Source organism: Rhodoferax sp. LS1R11 (assembly GCF_056521395.1).
In genome coordinates this window covers 165,111-179,905 of the sequence record NZ_JBWMAW010000003.1, presented here as the reverse complement: position 1 = coordinate 179,905, position 14,795 = coordinate 165,111, and the positions used below count along the sequence as shown (strand labels likewise).

General features: G+C 62.9%; 15 protein-coding genes. 7 read left to right on the top strand and 8 right to left on the bottom strand.

Features of this window, described 5'->3' with window-relative positions:
• Nucleotides 1-13: 13 nt before the first annotated feature.
• From AC097N_RS05545 to AC097N_RS05520, 6 genes are read left to right on the top strand one after another with little or no spacing between them, the layout of a single operon-like run.
• Nucleotides 14-841, top strand: a complete 828-nt coding sequence (locus tag AC097N_RS05545) for an IclR family transcriptional regulator (RefSeq protein WP_479579747.1) — start codon at nucleotides 14-16, stop codon at nucleotides 839-841.
• Nucleotides 838-2,661 carry an FAD-dependent oxidoreductase gene (locus AC097N_RS05540; protein WP_479579746.1) on the top strand — a complete coding sequence of 608 codons (1,824 nt, stop codon included), beginning with the start codon at nucleotides 838-840 and terminating at the stop codon, nucleotides 2,659-2,661. Before AC097N_RS05545 ends, AC097N_RS05540 begins: the two co-directional genes overlap by 4 nt.
• On the top strand, nucleotides 2,637-3,263 hold the full coding sequence (locus tag AC097N_RS05535) for an NIPSNAP family protein (protein WP_479579745.1): 627 nt from the start codon (nucleotides 2,637-2,639) through the stop codon (nucleotides 3,261-3,263). The genes AC097N_RS05540 and AC097N_RS05535 overlap by 25 nt, the downstream gene beginning before the upstream one ends.
• Nucleotides 3,264-3,275: 12 nt before the next feature.
• Nucleotides 3,276-4,103 carry a sugar phosphate isomerase/epimerase family protein gene (locus AC097N_RS05530; protein ID WP_479579744.1) on the top strand — a complete coding sequence of 276 codons (828 nt, stop codon included), beginning with the start codon at nucleotides 3,276-3,278 and terminating at the stop codon, nucleotides 4,101-4,103.
• Between the two features lie 29 nt (nucleotides 4,104-4,132).
• The gene (locus AC097N_RS05525) at nucleotides 4,133-5,293 is read left to right on the top strand and encodes an acyl-CoA dehydrogenase family protein (protein ID WP_479579743.1); all 1,161 of its coding nucleotides are present in this window, start codon (nucleotides 4,133-4,135) and stop codon (nucleotides 5,291-5,293) included.
• Between the two features lie 28 nt (nucleotides 5,294-5,321).
• On the top strand, nucleotides 5,322-6,890 hold the full coding sequence (locus AC097N_RS05520; RefSeq protein WP_479580096.1) for an acyl CoA:acetate/3-ketoacid CoA transferase: 1,569 nt from the start codon (nucleotides 5,322-5,324) through the stop codon (nucleotides 6,888-6,890).
• 48 nt (nucleotides 6,891-6,938) lie between these two features.
• Here the strand turns inward: AC097N_RS05520 and AC097N_RS05515 are convergent, their stop codons facing one another.
• From AC097N_RS05515 to AC097N_RS05480, 8 genes are all read right to left on the bottom strand, one after another.
• The gene (locus AC097N_RS05515) at nucleotides 6,939-8,456 is read right to left on the bottom strand and encodes a cryptochrome/photolyase family protein (protein WP_479580095.1); all 1,518 of its coding nucleotides are present in this window, start codon (nucleotides 8,454-8,456) and stop codon (nucleotides 6,939-6,941) included.
• A 67-nt stretch (nucleotides 8,457-8,523) separates the two neighbouring features.
• On the bottom strand, nucleotides 8,524-8,691 hold the full coding sequence (locus AC097N_RS05510; protein ID WP_479579742.1) for a DUF2256 domain-containing protein: 168 nt from the start codon (nucleotides 8,689-8,691) through the stop codon (nucleotides 8,524-8,526).
• 8 nt (nucleotides 8,692-8,699) lie between these two features.
• Nucleotides 8,700-10,259 carry a cryptochrome/deoxyribodipyrimidine photo-lyase family protein gene (locus tag AC097N_RS05505; protein ID WP_479579741.1) on the bottom strand — a complete coding sequence of 520 codons (1,560 nt, stop codon included), beginning with the start codon at nucleotides 10,257-10,259 and terminating at the stop codon, nucleotides 8,700-8,702.
• 11 nt (nucleotides 10,260-10,270) lie between these two features.
• Nucleotides 10,271-10,528 carry a TIGR03643 family protein gene (locus AC097N_RS05500; protein WP_479579740.1) on the bottom strand — a complete coding sequence of 86 codons (258 nt, stop codon included), beginning with the start codon at nucleotides 10,526-10,528 and terminating at the stop codon, nucleotides 10,271-10,273.
• Nucleotides 10,521-10,679 (bottom strand): hypothetical protein, encoded by a 159-nt coding sequence (locus tag AC097N_RS05495; RefSeq protein WP_479579739.1) that lies wholly within the window; start codon nucleotides 10,677-10,679, stop codon nucleotides 10,521-10,523. Before AC097N_RS05495 ends, AC097N_RS05500 begins: the two co-directional genes overlap by 8 nt.
• 201 nt (nucleotides 10,680-10,880) lie before the next feature.
• Nucleotides 10,881-11,216 (bottom strand): NIPSNAP family protein, encoded by a 336-nt coding sequence (locus tag AC097N_RS05490; protein WP_479579738.1) that lies wholly within the window; start codon nucleotides 11,214-11,216, stop codon nucleotides 10,881-10,883.
• Entirely contained in the window at nucleotides 11,213-12,931 is a 1,719-nt protein-coding gene (locus AC097N_RS05485; RefSeq protein WP_479579737.1) for an FAD-dependent oxidoreductase, read from the bottom strand. The genes AC097N_RS05490 and AC097N_RS05485 overlap by 4 nt, the downstream gene beginning before the upstream one ends.
• 25 nt (nucleotides 12,932-12,956) lie before the next feature.
• Complete coding sequence (locus AC097N_RS05480) at nucleotides 12,957-13,772, bottom strand: SDR family NAD(P)-dependent oxidoreductase (RefSeq protein ID WP_479579736.1); 816 nt, start codon at nucleotides 13,770-13,772, stop codon at nucleotides 12,957-12,959.
• Nucleotides 13,773-13,879: 107 nt separating this feature from the next.
• Between AC097N_RS05480 and AC097N_RS05475 the strand changes: the two genes are divergently transcribed.
• Complete coding sequence (locus tag AC097N_RS05475; protein WP_479579735.1) at nucleotides 13,880-14,788, top strand: helix-turn-helix domain-containing protein; 909 nt, start codon at nucleotides 13,880-13,882, stop codon at nucleotides 14,786-14,788.
• The last annotated feature ends 7 nt before the right edge of the window (nucleotides 14,789-14,795 follow it).

Genomic DNA, 14,795 nt, shown 5'->3' with positions numbered 1-14,795 from the left:
GGAGTAATCCTGCATGAATGGCGTACTTGACCGAACCCTGGGCATTCTGGAGCTACTGGCCCAGCACGGCCACGGCATGGAACTGGCGGCAATTGCCGACCAGCTCAACATCCCGCGCAGTGGCGCCCACCGCCTGCTGACCGACTTGGTGCGCTGCGGCTATGTGCGTCAGACGCGTGACCATGGCGACTACGTGCTCACCACCAAACTGGTGTCGATGGGCCTGAGTTACCTGAGCAACACCGGCATTGTGGACATTGCCCAGCCGCTGCTCGACCGGCTGGCCGAGATTTCCGGCGAACTGGTGCGCCTGTCCGTGATTGACGGCACCCGCCTGACCTGGGTCGCGCGTGCCCAGGGCGCGCGCCAGGGCTTGCGCTACGACCCCGACATGGGCAGCGATGCCCAGCTGAGCTGCTCTGCCGCCGGTCTGGCGTGGATGTCCACCATGCATGATGAGCAGGCGCTGGCCCTGGTGGCCCAGCAAGGGCTGGGACAGTCCACCGAGTTCGGCCCGAACGCCCCCGCCACGCTGCAAGCCATGCTGGCCTGCGTGCAAGAAACCCGCCAGCGCGGTTACAGCCTGACGGTGGAGACCTACACCCCGGGACTCAACGCCATGGGCGCCCCGGTGCAGTTGAACGGGCAGCCCCCCCTGGGCGTGATCACCATCGCCGGCCCCACCGTGCGGTTTACCGAAGAAAAAATGCGTGCCCTGGTGCCCGAACTGCTGTCCATGGCCGCGCAGATGGCGGCCGCCAGCGGGGCCTCGCCCTTCTTCAACAAGCGCCTGCCCGACGTGGGTCGCCAGGCACTGGCACAGCCTATTTACGCCCCATGATTCAAACAGACCTGCTCGTGATCGGTTCCGGCGCGGGCGGTCTGTCAGCGGCGGTCACCGCCGCCCACCTGGGTTTGAAGGTGCTGGTGGTCGAAAAAGACCCGCAGTACGGCGGCACCACCGCGTGGTCGGGTGGCTGGATGTGGGTGCCGCGTAACCCGCTGGCGGTGGAGGCCGGTCTCCATGAAGACATCGAGAGCCCCCTGTCCTATCTGCGCCATGAACTCGGTGCCCGGTTTGACGAAGCCCGGGCTCGCGCGTTTCTGGACAACGGCCCGCGCATGGTCGAGTTTTTCCGCACCCACACCGCGCTGCAGTTCGTTGACGGCAACAGCATTCCCGACTTCCATGGCCGCACGCCGCACGCCGCTCTGGGTGGCCGCTCCCTGTGCGCCGCGCCTTTTGACGGACGCCGGCTGGGCGCCAACATCGCCTTCCTCAAACCCCCTTTGCCCGAGACCACGCTGTGGGGCATGGGCATTGCCTCGGGTGCGGAGCTGCGGCACTTTCTGAACGCGATGCGCAAGCCCGCCTCGTTCTGGTATGTGACGAAGCGGGTACTCCACCACTGGCGCGATCTGCTGGTGCACCGGCGTGGCATGCGGCTGGTGAACGGCAGTGCGCTGGTGGCCGGTTTGGCCGCCTCGGCTTTCGAAGCCGGCGTCAACATTCGCACCAGCAGCCCGGCGCGGCGCTTGCTCACCGAACAGGGTCGCGTGGTGGGCGCCGTCATCGGCAGCGCGCAGGGGGACATCCAGGTCCGCGCACGCTGTGGTGTCGTGCTGGCCTGTGGTGGTTTTCCGCATGATGTGGCGCGCAAGAAGGAACTCTTGCCACACGCCCCCAGCGGGCACGAACACTGGTCGGCCGCCTCCCGCGGCAACACCGGCGACGGCCTGCGCCTGGGCGAAACCGCAGGTGGCGTGGTGGCCAACGACCTGGTGCAGGCCGCCGCGCTGGCCCCGGTGTCGCTGGTGCCTCGCAAAGACGGCAGCGTGGCGCATTTTCCGCACCTGATTGAACGCGCCAAGCCGGGCCTGATCGCCGTGACGGTGAAGGGTGAACGTTTCACCAACGAGGCCGACTCTTACTACGACTTCATGCGCGATCTGCTCCAGGTCACACCCGCCGGGGACCCGGTGCAGGCGTGGCTGGTGTGCGACCACACGTTCATTCGCCACTACGGGCTGGGTGCGGTCAAACCGGCGCCCCTGCCTTTGCGCGGGATGCTGAACACGGGCTACCTGAAAAAAGGCCGCACCCTGGCCGACTTGGCCCAGGCCTGCGGCATCCAGGCCCAAGGTCTGCAGGCTGCGGTGCTGCGCTACAACCAGCAAGCGCGCCAAGGCAAGGATGCCGATTTCGCCAAAGGCGAAACGCCCTACAACCGCCTCCAGGGTGACGCCGCCAAAACCCACACCCTGGGCCTGCCCAACCCCTGCATGGCGCCCCTCATGCGCGGTCCGTTCTACGCCGTGAAAGTGGTGCCCGGCAGCTTGGGCACCTTTGCAGGGCTCAAGGTCAACACCAGCGCACAGGTGCTGGACGCGCAAGGGCAGCCCATCGCCGGCCTGTACGCCGGGGGCAACGACATGAACGGCCTGATGGGCGGCCACTACCCGTCCGGCGGCATCACGCTGGGGCCTGCCATGACCTTCGGCTTCCTGGCGGCACACCATGCCGCAACAGGCTTCAACCACTCTAAATTTATAAGAAACAGGGCTCTAGCCCAGATGCAACGTGCGCAAGAAGCTATCAATTTAATAGCAAATAAATCACCCACAAAGGACACCCCATGTACTACGAACTCGCCACCTTGACCCTTCCCTTCGGCACCGCCGGGACCGCCGCCGCCCACGTGCAGGCTTACAGCACCAGCACCGAGGCGCAAGGTGAACTGCTGGGCTGCTGGTTCACCGACATCGGCACCCTGAACCAGATGATCGTGCTGCGCGGCTTTGCCGACCTGGCCGCCTTGCAGGCCGAGCGCGAGCGCACCCAGCAGAGCGCCAGCCCGTTTGGCTGCGGCGAGATATTCCAGACGCTGGAGCAGCACAGCTACAGGGGGTTCCCGTGGATGAAACCGGTGCGCCCCAGCGCCGAGTCCGGCGTCCAAGGCCCGGTGTATGAAATCCGCACCTATGGCATCAAAACCGGTGGTGTGCAGGCCACGATTGATTTGTGGGAACAGTACGTGCCGCCGCGCGAAGCCCTGTCCCCCTGCGTGGTGGCCATGGTGGCACTGGACGGCCCGCTGCGTTTCACCAACATCTGGAGCTACCCCACGCTGGATGCGCGCAGCAAGGCGCGCGCCGATGCGGTGGCCCAAGGCATCTGGCCCCCCAAGGGCGGCCCGGCCCACCTCACCACCAGCATGACGTCCACCATCGCCCTGCCCACCGCGGTGTCACCGCTGAAGTAAAGGAGAAGCGACATGTCGCGCCTCTATTCCCTGGCCTACCTCACCAGCCACACACTCAAGCCACCGCAAGCCGTGCGCCTGGCGGGGGAACTGGGTTACGCCTGTGTGGGCTTGCGCCTGCTACCCAATGCGGCCGGCGCGCCGCAGCAGTTTTTGATCGGCCAGCCCGAGGTGCTGCGCGAAACCGTGGCCGCGCAAAAAGACACCGGCTTGGGCGTGTTTGATCTGGAAATCATCCGCATTGGCGCGCACTTTGATGCGCGCACCTACCTGCCCTTGCTCGAAGCCGGTGCCGCCCTCCAGGCCAAGGCCGTGCTGGTGGCGGGCGACGACACCGATGAGGCCCGCCTGACCGAGGGCTACGCCCGCCTGTGCGAACTCATGCAGCCTTTTGGGATGACCGCCGACCTGGAGTTCATGCCGTGGACGGCTGTGCCGGACGCGAATTCCGCGCTGCGCATCATCAACGCCGCCGGTCGCCCCAGTAACGCCGGCATTCTGGTGGACGCGCTGCACTTTGGCCGTTCCCACACCACGCTGGACGACATCCGCGCCCTGCCGCGCGAGCTGCTGCACTACGCGCAGATTTGCGACGCCAGCACCGTGGCGCAAATAGGCCGGCCGTTCACGGTGGAGGAAATGATCCACACCGCCCGCTGCGAACGTCTGCTGCCCGGTGAAGGCGGCATTGATGTCAAAGGCCTGTTCGACGCCCTGCCCGCTGATTTGCCGGTGAGCGTGGAAGTGGTGCACGTCGACCGCATGACGCAGATGGGCCAGACGGCGTGGGCACGCCACTGCCTGGCCATGAGCCGCGAATTTCTTGAACCCCAACACTGACGATTCATTTCAGAACAAAGAGACACCCCATGGACTTCTCCCTCAACGACGAACAAAAAATGATGATCGACACCGTGCGTCGCTTCATCGCCGAAGAACTCAAGCCCCTCGAAGACGAGATCGAAGACCAAGGCTTTCTCGACAACACCAAAGCCCAGGCCATTCATGAAAAAGCCAAGGCCCTGGGCCTGTATGGCATGAACATGCCGGCCGAACTGGGCGGTGGCGGCTTGTCCAACATGGACCGCATTTTGTGTGAGGAGCAGTTTGGCCACACCACCGACATCCTGATTCGCCGCGCCTTTGGCAACGTGTACGAGCCGCTGCTGCACTGCAAAGGCGAGCAGGTGGCGCGCTGGCTGAAACCCGCCATTGAAGGCAAGCGCACCTGCGCCATCACCATCACCGAGTCCGGCGCGGGCTCGGACGCCGCGGGCATCAAAACCCACGCCAAGAAGACGGAGACCGGCTGGGTGCTCAACGGCAGCAAGCACTTCATCAGCGACGGTGAGTGGAGCGACTTCTTTCTGGTGTCGGCCAAAACCGGTGAGAAGGAAATCAGCATGTTCATGGTGGACAAGGGCTTGCCCGGCTTCACCGTGGGCAAAGACCAGAAGATGATGGGCCTGCGCGGCACGCCCCACCTGGAACTGTTTTTTGACAACGTGCCGCTGGAAGCCGCCACGCTGCTGGGCGCCGAGGGCCAGGGCTTCAAGCTGGCCATGGGCGCGCTCAACGTGGTGCGCCTGGCGCAAGTGGGCGCCCGCGCCGTGGGCAAGGCCAGCCACGTGTGCGAGCTGATGCTGAACTACGCCAACGACCGCAAACAGTTCAACACCAAAATTGGCGACTTCCAGATGGTGCAGCAAATGCTGGCCGACAGCGTGATCGAGATCAACGCTGCCCGCTGGATGGTCTACCACGCCGCCTGGATGCTGGACCAGGGCCATGACGCGCGCGAACAAATCACCATGGTCAAGGTCCACGCTGCCGAGACCCTGGGTCGCGTGGTGGACCGCGCGGTTCAGGTGTTTGGTGGCATGGGCTTTTGCAAGGAGCTGCCGATTGAGCGCTACTACCGCGATGCGCGCATTTACCGCATTTTTGATGGCACCAGCGAAATCCACCGCGGCGTGATCGCCAAGAGCGCCCTGAAAAAAGGCGCGTCGCTGTTTGACGTGAACCGCTAAGGAGCGCCTGGTGAACAAGCACAAATTCATGAGCGCGGCACAAGCCGCAGCCCTCATTCAAGAGGGTGACACCGTGGGCCTGATGGGTGGCGGCGGCGGCCTGATGGAAGCCACCTGCCTGTTCGAGGCGGTGCAGGCGCGCTTTCTGGCCACCCAAACCCCGCGCAACCTGACCCTGGTCCACGCGCTGGGCATTGGCGACAAAAAAACCAAGGGCATGAACTGCTTTGCCCATGAAGGCCTGGTGCGTAAAGTCATCGGCGGCCATTGGGTGTGGTCACCCGCCATGCAGCAACTGGCGCTGGACGAAAAAATAGAGGCCTACATCCTGCCCGGCGGCGTCTCCAGCCAGCTCATGCGCGAAATTGGCGCCGGTCGCCCCGGCCTTTTCACCCATGTGGGCCTGGGCACCGTGTGCGACCCGCGTCAGGGTGGCGGCCGCATGAATACGTCCGCCCGGGACGAGCTGGCCGAGGTGGTGCAGATGGACGGGCGCGAGTACCTGCGCTACAAACCCTTTCCCATCCATGTGGCACTGGTGCGTGCCAGCAGCGCGGATGAAGACGGCAACATCAGCTTTGAGCACGAGGCCGCCAACCTGGATGCGCAGTCGCTCGCCCTGGCCGCCCGCAACAGCGGTGGCAAGGTCATCGTGCAAGTGAAAGAGCGCCTGCCGCACGGCGCATTGAAAGCGCGTGAGGTGCGCATTCCGGCGGCCTGGGTGGATGCCATCGTGGTCGACCCCGACCAGAAAGCCAGCTACGACATTCCCTTTGATTCGGCCTTGAGCGGAGAGCTGACGGGCGAAGCACGCTATCAATCCGAGAGCGCCGACCAGGAAGCCGAAAAAGCCTTTGCGGCTGAATCGTTCAGCGAGCGCCAGGCCGTGGCCCGCCGCGCCAGCATCGAGTTGTTCAACACCGACAAGGCCCGCCCGGTGGTCAACTACGGCGTGGGCGTGCCCGACGCCGTGGCCAAGCTGATTGCCGCACGCGGCGAGCAGCACCGCCTCTACCAGACCATCGAGCACGGCACCTACGGCGGCACGCTGATGGACGGCGTGTTGTTTGGCTACGCCCGCAATGCCTCGGCCATGCTGGACGCCGCCACGCAGTTCGACTTCTACGCCGGTGGCGGGCTGGACATTGCGTTCCTCGGTTTTGGTGAATTTGACGAGCAAGGCAGCGTGAACGTGTCGCGCCTGGGTGGCCTCACCGTGGGCCCCGGCGGCTTCATCGACATTGCACAAAACGCGAAGAAGGTGGTGTTTTGCGGCACGCTGGCCGCCAAGGGCGTCAAACTGAAAACCGGCGATGGGCAGATGCGCGTGCTGGCGCAAGGGGCGGTGAAAAAGCTGGTCAAAGCGGTGGACCAAATCACCTTCAGCGGGCCGCAAAGCCTGGTGCGCGGACAGACCGTGCTGTTTCTCACCGAGCGGGCGAGCTTTCGCCTGACCGCGCAGGGTGTGGAACTGTTCGAAATTGCGCCCGGCATTGACCTGCAGCGCGACGTGTTGGAGCAGATGGACTTTGCGCCCTTGCTGGCCTCATCGATCGCAATCATGAGTGCGCAACACTTTCTGGTGTCGGAAAGCTGAATGGGCTACACATAGGCAGGCATACCAGGCGAGTCTCCAGAATGACGGCTACATCGTCGTCCACCCTGCCTGGCGCTGGGCAAGGCGGTGTGCGTTGGCTTGCGTGATGAGGGCGTCACGCGCAGGCGCATCCAGCCGGGCCAGGTTTTTGAGCTGCATGGCCATGCGTGGGTTCTTCTTGAGCAACGCCTCGTGGCGAATCAAAAAGTCCCAGTAGAGCGTGGTGTAAGGGCAGGCATCCGGGCCGGTCGACTGCGCAGGGTCGTACTTGCAGCCTTTGCAATGGTTGCTCATGCGCTGGATGTATTTGCCGCTGGCCACATAGGGCTTGCTCGCCATCAGCCCACCGTCGCCAAACTGGCCCATCCCCAGCGTATTGGGCAACTCCACCCATTCCACGGCGTCCACATACACGCTGAGGTACCAGGTGTGCACCGCTTGCGGCCTCACGCCCAGCAGCAGAACATACAAGCCGGTCACCATCAGACGCTGGATGTGGTGTGCATAGCCGTGCTCCAGGGTTTGGGCCAGAGCGTCTTTCAGGCAGGCCATGTCGGTGTCCCCCGTCCAATACCACGCGGGCAGGGCCGCTTGTGCATTCAGCGCGTTGCGCTCCAGGTACTCAGGCATCTGCGTCCAGTAAATACCGCGCACATATTCACGCCAGCCCAGGATTTGGCGGACAAAGCCCTCCACCGCGGCCAGCGGTGCGTGGCCCGCCCGGTAGGCATTTTCAGCAGCTTGCACGACCTCGCGGGGGTCAAGCAGTTTCAGGTTGAGCGCGCAGCTGAGGTGCGAGTGGTAAAGCCACACTTCACCCGACCACATGGCATCTTCATACAACCCAAACAGGGGCAGGCGTTGCACCATGAACGCCTGCATGGCCAGCAACGCCTGGGGGCGCGTCACCGGCCAGCCAAAATGCGCCAGCTTGCCGGGGTGGTCGGCAAAGCGGGTATCGACCAGCGTGATGACTTCTTGCGTGATGGCATCCGGCGCAAAACGCGTGGGCAGCGGCACATTCTGCGGGCTGGCCTTGCCAAAGGATTCGCGGTTGTCGGCATCAAAGTTCCACTGGCCGCCCACCGGGTCTTTACCGTCCATCAGGATGTTGTGCTTCTGACGCAGTTCGCGGTACCAGTACTCCAGGCGCAGTTGTTTGCGGCCTTTGGCGTGTGCAGAAAATTCGCGCACAGTGCTGAAAAAATGCATGTCATCGCGCAGCGCCAGCGGCACCCGGTGCCGTGCTGCCACAGCCCTCAGGCTCTGCAGCACGCGCCAATCGCCAGGCGCGCTCAGGACCAATGCGGCGGGCTGCAGCTGGTCGATGGCCTGGCTGAGTTCCACATCGAGCGCACCCAGGTTGCCGACGTCCTCCAGGTGCGTATAGCGCAACGGCAGACCCTGGGTGCGCAGGTGCTGGGCAAAGTGACGCATGGCGCTCAAAAACACCGCAATGCGCTGCTTGGCCGACCAGACGTGGGTGGACTCCCCTGCCACTTCAGCCATCCACACCACGTCTTGCTTGGGGTCAAAGCCTTGCAAGGCCGAGGACTGCGCGTCCAGCTAGTCGCCCAGCACGATGACGAGATGACGCACCTGGGCCGGCAATAAAGTAGGGGTTGAAGGGGCTTCAGCCATGTTTTTTCTTTTCATTTTTTTTTGCACGGCAGGCATCGGAGCAGTACAGCACCGACGCCCAGTTCTTGGCCCAGGCCTTGCGCCAGGTCATGGTGCGGCCACACACGGCACAAGGTTTGTCGGGCAGGAATTGTTTATTGCCTTTGAAAGTGCTTTTCATCTTGGGCCTCAGGCGAACAGATCGCCTTGGGGCGACGGCCCGGCAGGTGCTTTCTCAGTGCGCCGGGACGGGGCGGTTCGCTGCGATCCGGAGGGTGGCAAGCCGATTTTGCGCGAACCATGACGAGCTTGCACCTCACCAGCTTCCGCCCGTGCATCCGCTGAATTGCGCAAACCGTACATGCGGTCTTTGGCCGCCTTCATGGCGACCTTGTCATCGACGATTGGTACGGGGTAGTCCACCCCGATCACGCACCCTGCCATGCGTTGCACGCTGATGTCCATCGTCCAGGGCTCGGCCAGATACGGCAGCGGCACACGCCCCAGTTCGGGCACCCAGCGGCGAATGAACAGGCCCTCCGGGTCCTGGTCTTGCGCCTGCTTGGTGGGCGAATACATGCGTAATGTGTTGATGCCCGTGGTGCCGCTTTGCATCTGCATCTGGCTCCAGTGGATACCGGGCTCAAAGTCCAGAAACTGGCGTGCCAAAAACAGACCCGGCTCACGCCAATGCAACCAGAGGTGGTAGCTGGCAAAGCTCACCAGCATGGCCCGCATGCGGAAATTGAGCCACCCAGTGGCTCTGAGCGAGCGCATGCAGGCGTCCACCATGGGGTAGCCGGTGCGGCCTTCGCACCAGGCGGCAAAGTAGTGCTCATTGAAGTCATCCTCACGCAGGCCGTCGCACACGCGTGCAAAGTTGCGGTGTTCAATGTTGGGCTCGTCTTCGAGCTTTTGCATGAAGTGGCAATGCCAGCGCAGCCGTCCCGCAAAGCCGCGCAGCGCATAGGCCATGGCCCGGTCGGGTGTGCTGGCAATCGCCACCTCAGTGGCCTGGTGCACGGTGCGCATCGACAACGTGCCAAAAGCCAGGTGCGGGCTCAGGCGACTGCAACCGTCTTCGGCGGTGAGCGGGCTCGACAGGGCCTTGCGGTAGTCGTAACCGCGCGTTTGTAAAAAACTCGTCAGGGTGCGCCGTGCGGCTTTCTCGCCCGCCGCTTGCAAGGCTTTTCCATGCGGCGCCAAGCCCAGGCTGACGAGTGTAGGCAGGTCGGGTTGCGCCAACGGTGCAGCGGCGTTAAACCCATGCACCAGCAGTTGCAAAGGCGCATCCATGCGCGCCTGCCAGCGCCCGGCCCAGCCGGAACGGCTGCGCAGACGACGCACCACGCCGGTCTGGGTGAACTCTTGCCACGCGACTGGGTGCGATCTGCACCAGGCGGCTACCTGGACATCGCGTGTGTATGACCACCCGGGGCCGGTCTCTTCGTGACTGAACAGATGCGTGAAGGCGAACTCAGCGTGCAATTGCGCCAGCACCGCCACCGCAGAGCCCACCCGCACCAGCAGCGGTATCCCCCTCAGCGCCAAGGCAGCGCGTAATTCGGCCAGACAATCCAATGCAAAATCCACATGGCTGGCGTCACACTCCGGGCTTTGCAGCCACTCGGGTTCGATCACGAACAGGGCAAGTGCATCGGGATGGGCTTGTGCGGCCACCAGAGGCGCGTGATCGTGCACGCGCAAGTCGCGCTTGAACCAGACCAGGGCACGCCGCGGCAACAGCATCACCAGGCGGGCTACTGCCGCGTATGGGTGGCGCGATGGCGCAGCACCCCGGCACCGCGCAACGCAGCATGCTTGGTCACACGGCCCGCCATTCGTTTGCGCCACATCCTAAACGAAGAGGGTTTCATCTGAAGCCGCATCAACGAGACCACCGCGGACTCGTTCAACCCAAATTGCAATTCAATCGCCTCGAACGTGGTGCGATCTTCCCAGGCCATCTCCACGATGCGAGAGACATCCGAATCAGCAATCAACGGCAGGTTATTCATCGCATAACTCCTTGCCCGGCACCAAAGGCCTGGTGCCCTCCTGGGCGGGACCGCACATCTTTTCACCATCCCACTGTTGGCCACACCAGCAGCGCCCCTGGACATCCAGGATGCAATGGCCGCTGCCGCAGCCACGGTCATCTTCACTCATCAAAGACCTCCAATTGTTCAAAACAGCAAGCGTGCACGGCCTGCGAATCTCTCAGTGACGTTGTTGCGCCGACGCCATGAAACTAGGTTCGATTTTGGCCCGTTCCACAAAACGCAGCGCAGCTGGAGGGTATTGATGTACTGAACGAGCCGGATCACGGCACGCGTGCGCTCTGACAAGGTCTTTTTGGCAAGGGTGACGCTAGGTGTGCAGACCCGGCATCACCGCGGCCTTGATCAACCGCGTTTCCTGCGCGGTGATCAAGTGACCCGACGCGGCCAGGTAGGCGTCGAAATCCGGGTGCGTGTCACGCGCCTTGCAGCGGCGCTCAAAGTCGGCCAGGTCGTCGTAGCCCCACAGATGCACAAACTGGTTTTGCGGGCCAACCAGGCTGGTGTAGAAGCCCACCGGGTGGCCCAGGGTCTCCATCAAAACAGGCATGGCCAGGCGGTTGAACACCTCCAGAAACTCGGGCATCTTGCGCAGGGCAATGGTGTAGATGCGATGGTCCACCAAAGGCTTGCTCATGTAGCTCATGCGTTTACTCCTGAGTTGACGCCTGCCTGGTCGGCAATGTGATGCGCAGTGACAAAACCAAAGGTCATGTTGGGCCCGTGGGTGATGCCGGCGCCGGGGTAGTTGCCGCCCATCACGCTGGCGCGGTCGTTACCAACGGCGTACAAACCTTCGATGACGGTGCCGTCGCGCTTGAGCACTTCGCCCACCACGCTGGTCTGGATGCCGTCAAAGGTGCCGAGGTCACCCATGATGACCTTGACCGCGTAGAACGGGCCTTTGAGCACCGGCGCCACACAGGGGTTGGGCGTGTTTTCGGGGTCGGCCAGATAGCGATTGAAGGCGGTGCGACCGCGGCCGAACGCCGGGTCTTCGCCTTTGACAGCACCCACGTTGTAGTCGCGCACCGCCTGCTCCAGCCCGGTGGGGTCGATGCCCGCATTCGTGGCCAGTTCGGCCAGTGTGTCGCCTTTCAGCAGGTAACCGTTGCGCACGAATTTGCCGATGGGCATGGGCGCGGGTTTGACAAAGCCGATGCCGTATTTGCCCAGCGTAGTCTTGTCGCAGACCAGCCACATCGCCGTTTCTTTCTGGCCTTCGCAGGCGCGGATCATGGCGGTGCCCACGTCGTGGTACGAGTTGGACTCGTTGGTAAAACGCTTGCCGTTTTTCAGCACGCCAATGATGCCGGGCTTGTAGCGGTCCAGCAGGTGCGGGAACACGCCAAACTCGCCGTTGCTGTACGGCACGCGGGACACCGGCATCCAGGCTGCGCTGTCGTTGAAACGGATATCGACCACGCCGCCCACGGCCTCGGCCATGTGGGTGCCGTCACCGGTGTTGGCGGTGGGTGTGGGTGACAAATGCTCGCCGCCACGGGCCAGATGCGGGTAGGCCTTGGCGATGCGTTGGATATCGTGCGGAAAGCCGCCGCAGGCCAGCACCACGCCGTGCCGGGCGGTGATGCGGTATTCGCCGCCCTCGCCCGCCACGCGCACGCCAATGGCCTTGTCGTTCTTCATCAATACTTCTTTGGCCGGGCTGTTGGTCAGAATCGGAATGTTCAGGTCCAGTGCTGATTTGGCGAGGCGCGCCGCCAGCGCATTGCCGCTGGTCACGTTGATGCCGCGCTGGTACAGCGCCAGTTCCTTGAGGTGGGTGACCAGGCGCTTGGCCACATAGATGAACGAGGTCAGCGACTTGGTGGCCTGAAAAAAGTGTTTGAGGTCGGCATTGGACGAGTTGAACATCATGCCGATGAAGGTGATGGTCTTGAGCGGCGGCTTCAGGCGCGCCATGTCTTTGCCCAAACCGCGAATGTCAAACGGCGCGGCCAGGATGGAACGGCCAATGGCCACGCCGCCGGGCACATCAGGGTGGTAATCGGGGTACAGCGTGGGGACGAATTTCATCGCCGTTTCGCGCTCGAAGAACTCGACCATTTTGGGGCCGTTGTCCAGAAACGCATCCACAGCGGCGGCGTCATAAAACGTGCCGGTCTCCTGCATCATGTAGGTGCGTACCGCCTCCCGCGTGTCGGCCGGGTTCTGCTTGCGGCCATGCGGACCCATCGGGATCCACAGCACGCCGCCCGAGAGCGCGGTGGTGCCGCCAAAGACCGGTTCTTTTTCCAGCACCACCACATCCAGACCGCGCTTTTTGGCGGTGATGGCAGTGGCCAGGCCGGCGGCGCCGGAGCCGATGACGATCAGGTCACATTCAAAGTTTTTAGACATAGCGTTCTCGTTGAAGTCTTCGGGTTCAGGCCGTTTTATTGAAGCCGGGGCGCGGCACCATGTCCATCAACATGGACGACATGCCGCCATCCACCGACACTTCAGCCCCATTCACGTAAGCGGCACGCGGGCTGGCCAGAAACAACGCCACATCGGCAATGTCTTGTGGCTCACCCACGCGGCGGCTGGCCGTGACCAGGGCGCGTTTGGCTTCCAGGCCGGGCTCCTCATAGAACTTGGCAGACAGCGCGGTCCGAATCATGCCGGGACAAATGGCATTGCTGCGAATGCCTTGTGGCCCCCATTCCACGGCCATTTGGCGTGACAACTGCAGCACACCGGCCTTGCTGGCGCTGTAGGCCCCGCTGTTGGTTTGCGGTGTGAGCGCCGAAATCGAAGCCACATGCACGATGCTGCCGCGCCCCATCTCGCGCATCTGCGCGCCAAACGCGCGAGCGCACAACAGGTAGCCGGTCAGGTTGACCGCCAGTACGGCATTCCAGTCGTCCAGGCTGACGTCAGCCAGACCACCCGGACGCAGCATGCCGGCGTTGTTGATCAGGGCGTAACACGGCCCCAGCTCCTCCAGCACATGCTGGGCGGCCGCGTTGACGCTGGCTTCGGAGGAGGTATCGCAGGGCACTGCGATAGCGGTGGCGCCACTGGCCACGAGTTCGGCGGCAACTTTTTGGCAACCGGCTACATCGCGGTCAAGCAAAACGACCTTGGCACCCGCTTGCGCCAGACTGTGTGCGATGGCCGCACCAATGCCGCTGGCGGCGCCGGTCACGGCACAAACCTGACCGTCTAACTGGAGCCAATGACGGTGTGTATCAGTCATGAACATTCCTTGAAATTCGATGCCTGATTGTTCGCGGCCAGAGGTTCGGCCAGTTTGACAATTCAAGCCGAAATCAAGACAATTCGTGCATCTTTAAAAGGTTCAATGTGACCACAAGGGTTATCCCTAACTACGCGCTCTACGGTGTTCAGGCCCAGCCAAGCTGGGAAAACTCGTTCGATTTTGAGTGGATTCCGCAACGCTCACGCCCCTACAACTGGGTCATACGGCCACACAAGCACGATGGTTTTTTTCAGATTCTGTACCTGACTCACGGCTCAGGCGAGGTGCTGATGGACAACGCCAAGGTGCGGGTCAAGGCGCCGTGCTTGCTGCTTATTCCTGCACAAACCGTGCATGGCTTCCACTTTTCCGAGGATGTGAATGGCCCCGTCGTGACGGCAGCACAGCGGCCCCTGGAGTCTCTGGTAGGCGTAGGCCTGCCAGAGCTGCTGGCAGTCATCCGCAAACCAGCCGTTATTTCGCTGGAAGAGTCCAGCCACCACAATGACTATCTGATGCCGCTGTTCCTTGCAATCGAGCGCGAGGCACATGTTTATTCAGTGGGCCGGGTGAGTGCGGGCATTGCCTTGCTGGCAGCACTTTGCGTGCAGGTGGCGCGACTGAGCGATGTGGCCTCCGGGCCCACGGGGGCGAGCTCGCGCAAGACGATGCAGATCGAGAAATTCAGGGCACTGGTCAATGAAGACTACAAAAAGCATTTACCCATCACGGCCTACGCGGAGCAACTGGGTATCACACCCGGGCAGCTTTCGCGCCTGTGCCGCGAGGTGCTGGGTATCTCCAGCCTGGATGTCATCAACGCGCGCGTCATTCATGAAGCCCAGCGTGAATTGATTTACACCACCAGCAGTATCAAGCAACTTGCCGATAGTCTGGGTTTTGCCGACGAGACTTACTTTGGCCGTTTCTTTCGCAAGCACACGGGCTTGAGCCCGCGCGAATTCAGGGCGAAATCGCTGGAGGCGATGCTCGAACCGCAACCCGCTCAGTGACGCTGGC

Bases quoted from the DNA above. Each gene is read 5' to 3' on its own strand.
- AC097N_RS05545 (WP_479579747.1), top strand. From the start codon at position 14: ATGAATGGCGTACTTGACCGAACCCTGGGCATTCTGGAGCTACTGGCC.
- AC097N_RS05540 (WP_479579746.1), top strand. From the start codon at position 838: ATGATTCAAACAGACCTGCTCGTGATCGGTTCCGGCGCGGGCGGTCTG.
- AC097N_RS05535 (WP_479579745.1), top strand. From the start codon at position 2,637: ATGTACTACGAACTCGCCACCTTGACCCTTCCCTTCGGCACCGCCGGG.
- AC097N_RS05530 (WP_479579744.1), top strand. From the start codon at position 3,276: ATGTCGCGCCTCTATTCCCTGGCCTACCTCACCAGCCACACACTCAAG.
- AC097N_RS05525 (WP_479579743.1), top strand. From the start codon at position 4,133: ATGGACTTCTCCCTCAACGACGAACAAAAAATGATGATCGACACCGTG.
- AC097N_RS05520 (WP_479580096.1), top strand. From the start codon at position 5,322: ATGAGCGCGGCACAAGCCGCAGCCCTCATTCAAGAGGGTGACACCGTG.
- AC097N_RS05510 (WP_479579742.1), bottom strand. From the start codon at position 8,691: ATGAAAAGCACTTTCAAAGGCAATAAACAATTCCTGCCCGACAAACCT.
- AC097N_RS05505 (WP_479579741.1), bottom strand. From the start codon at position 10,259: ATGCTGTTGCCGCGGCGTGCCCTGGTCTGGTTCAAGCGCGACTTGCGC.
- AC097N_RS05500 (WP_479579740.1), bottom strand. From the start codon at position 10,528: ATGAATAACCTGCCGTTGATTGCTGATTCGGATGTCTCTCGCATCGTG.
- AC097N_RS05495 (WP_479579739.1), bottom strand. From the start codon at position 10,679: ATGAGTGAAGATGACCGTGGCTGCGGCAGCGGCCATTGCATCCTGGAT.
- AC097N_RS05490 (WP_479579738.1), bottom strand. From the start codon at position 11,216: ATGAGCTACATGAGCAAGCCTTTGGTGGACCATCGCATCTACACCATT.
- AC097N_RS05485 (WP_479579737.1), bottom strand. From the start codon at position 12,931: ATGTCTAAAAACTTTGAATGTGACCTGATCGTCATCGGCTCCGGCGCC.
- AC097N_RS05480 (WP_479579736.1), bottom strand. From the start codon at position 13,772: ATGACTGATACACACCGTCATTGGCTCCAGTTAGACGGTCAGGTTTGT.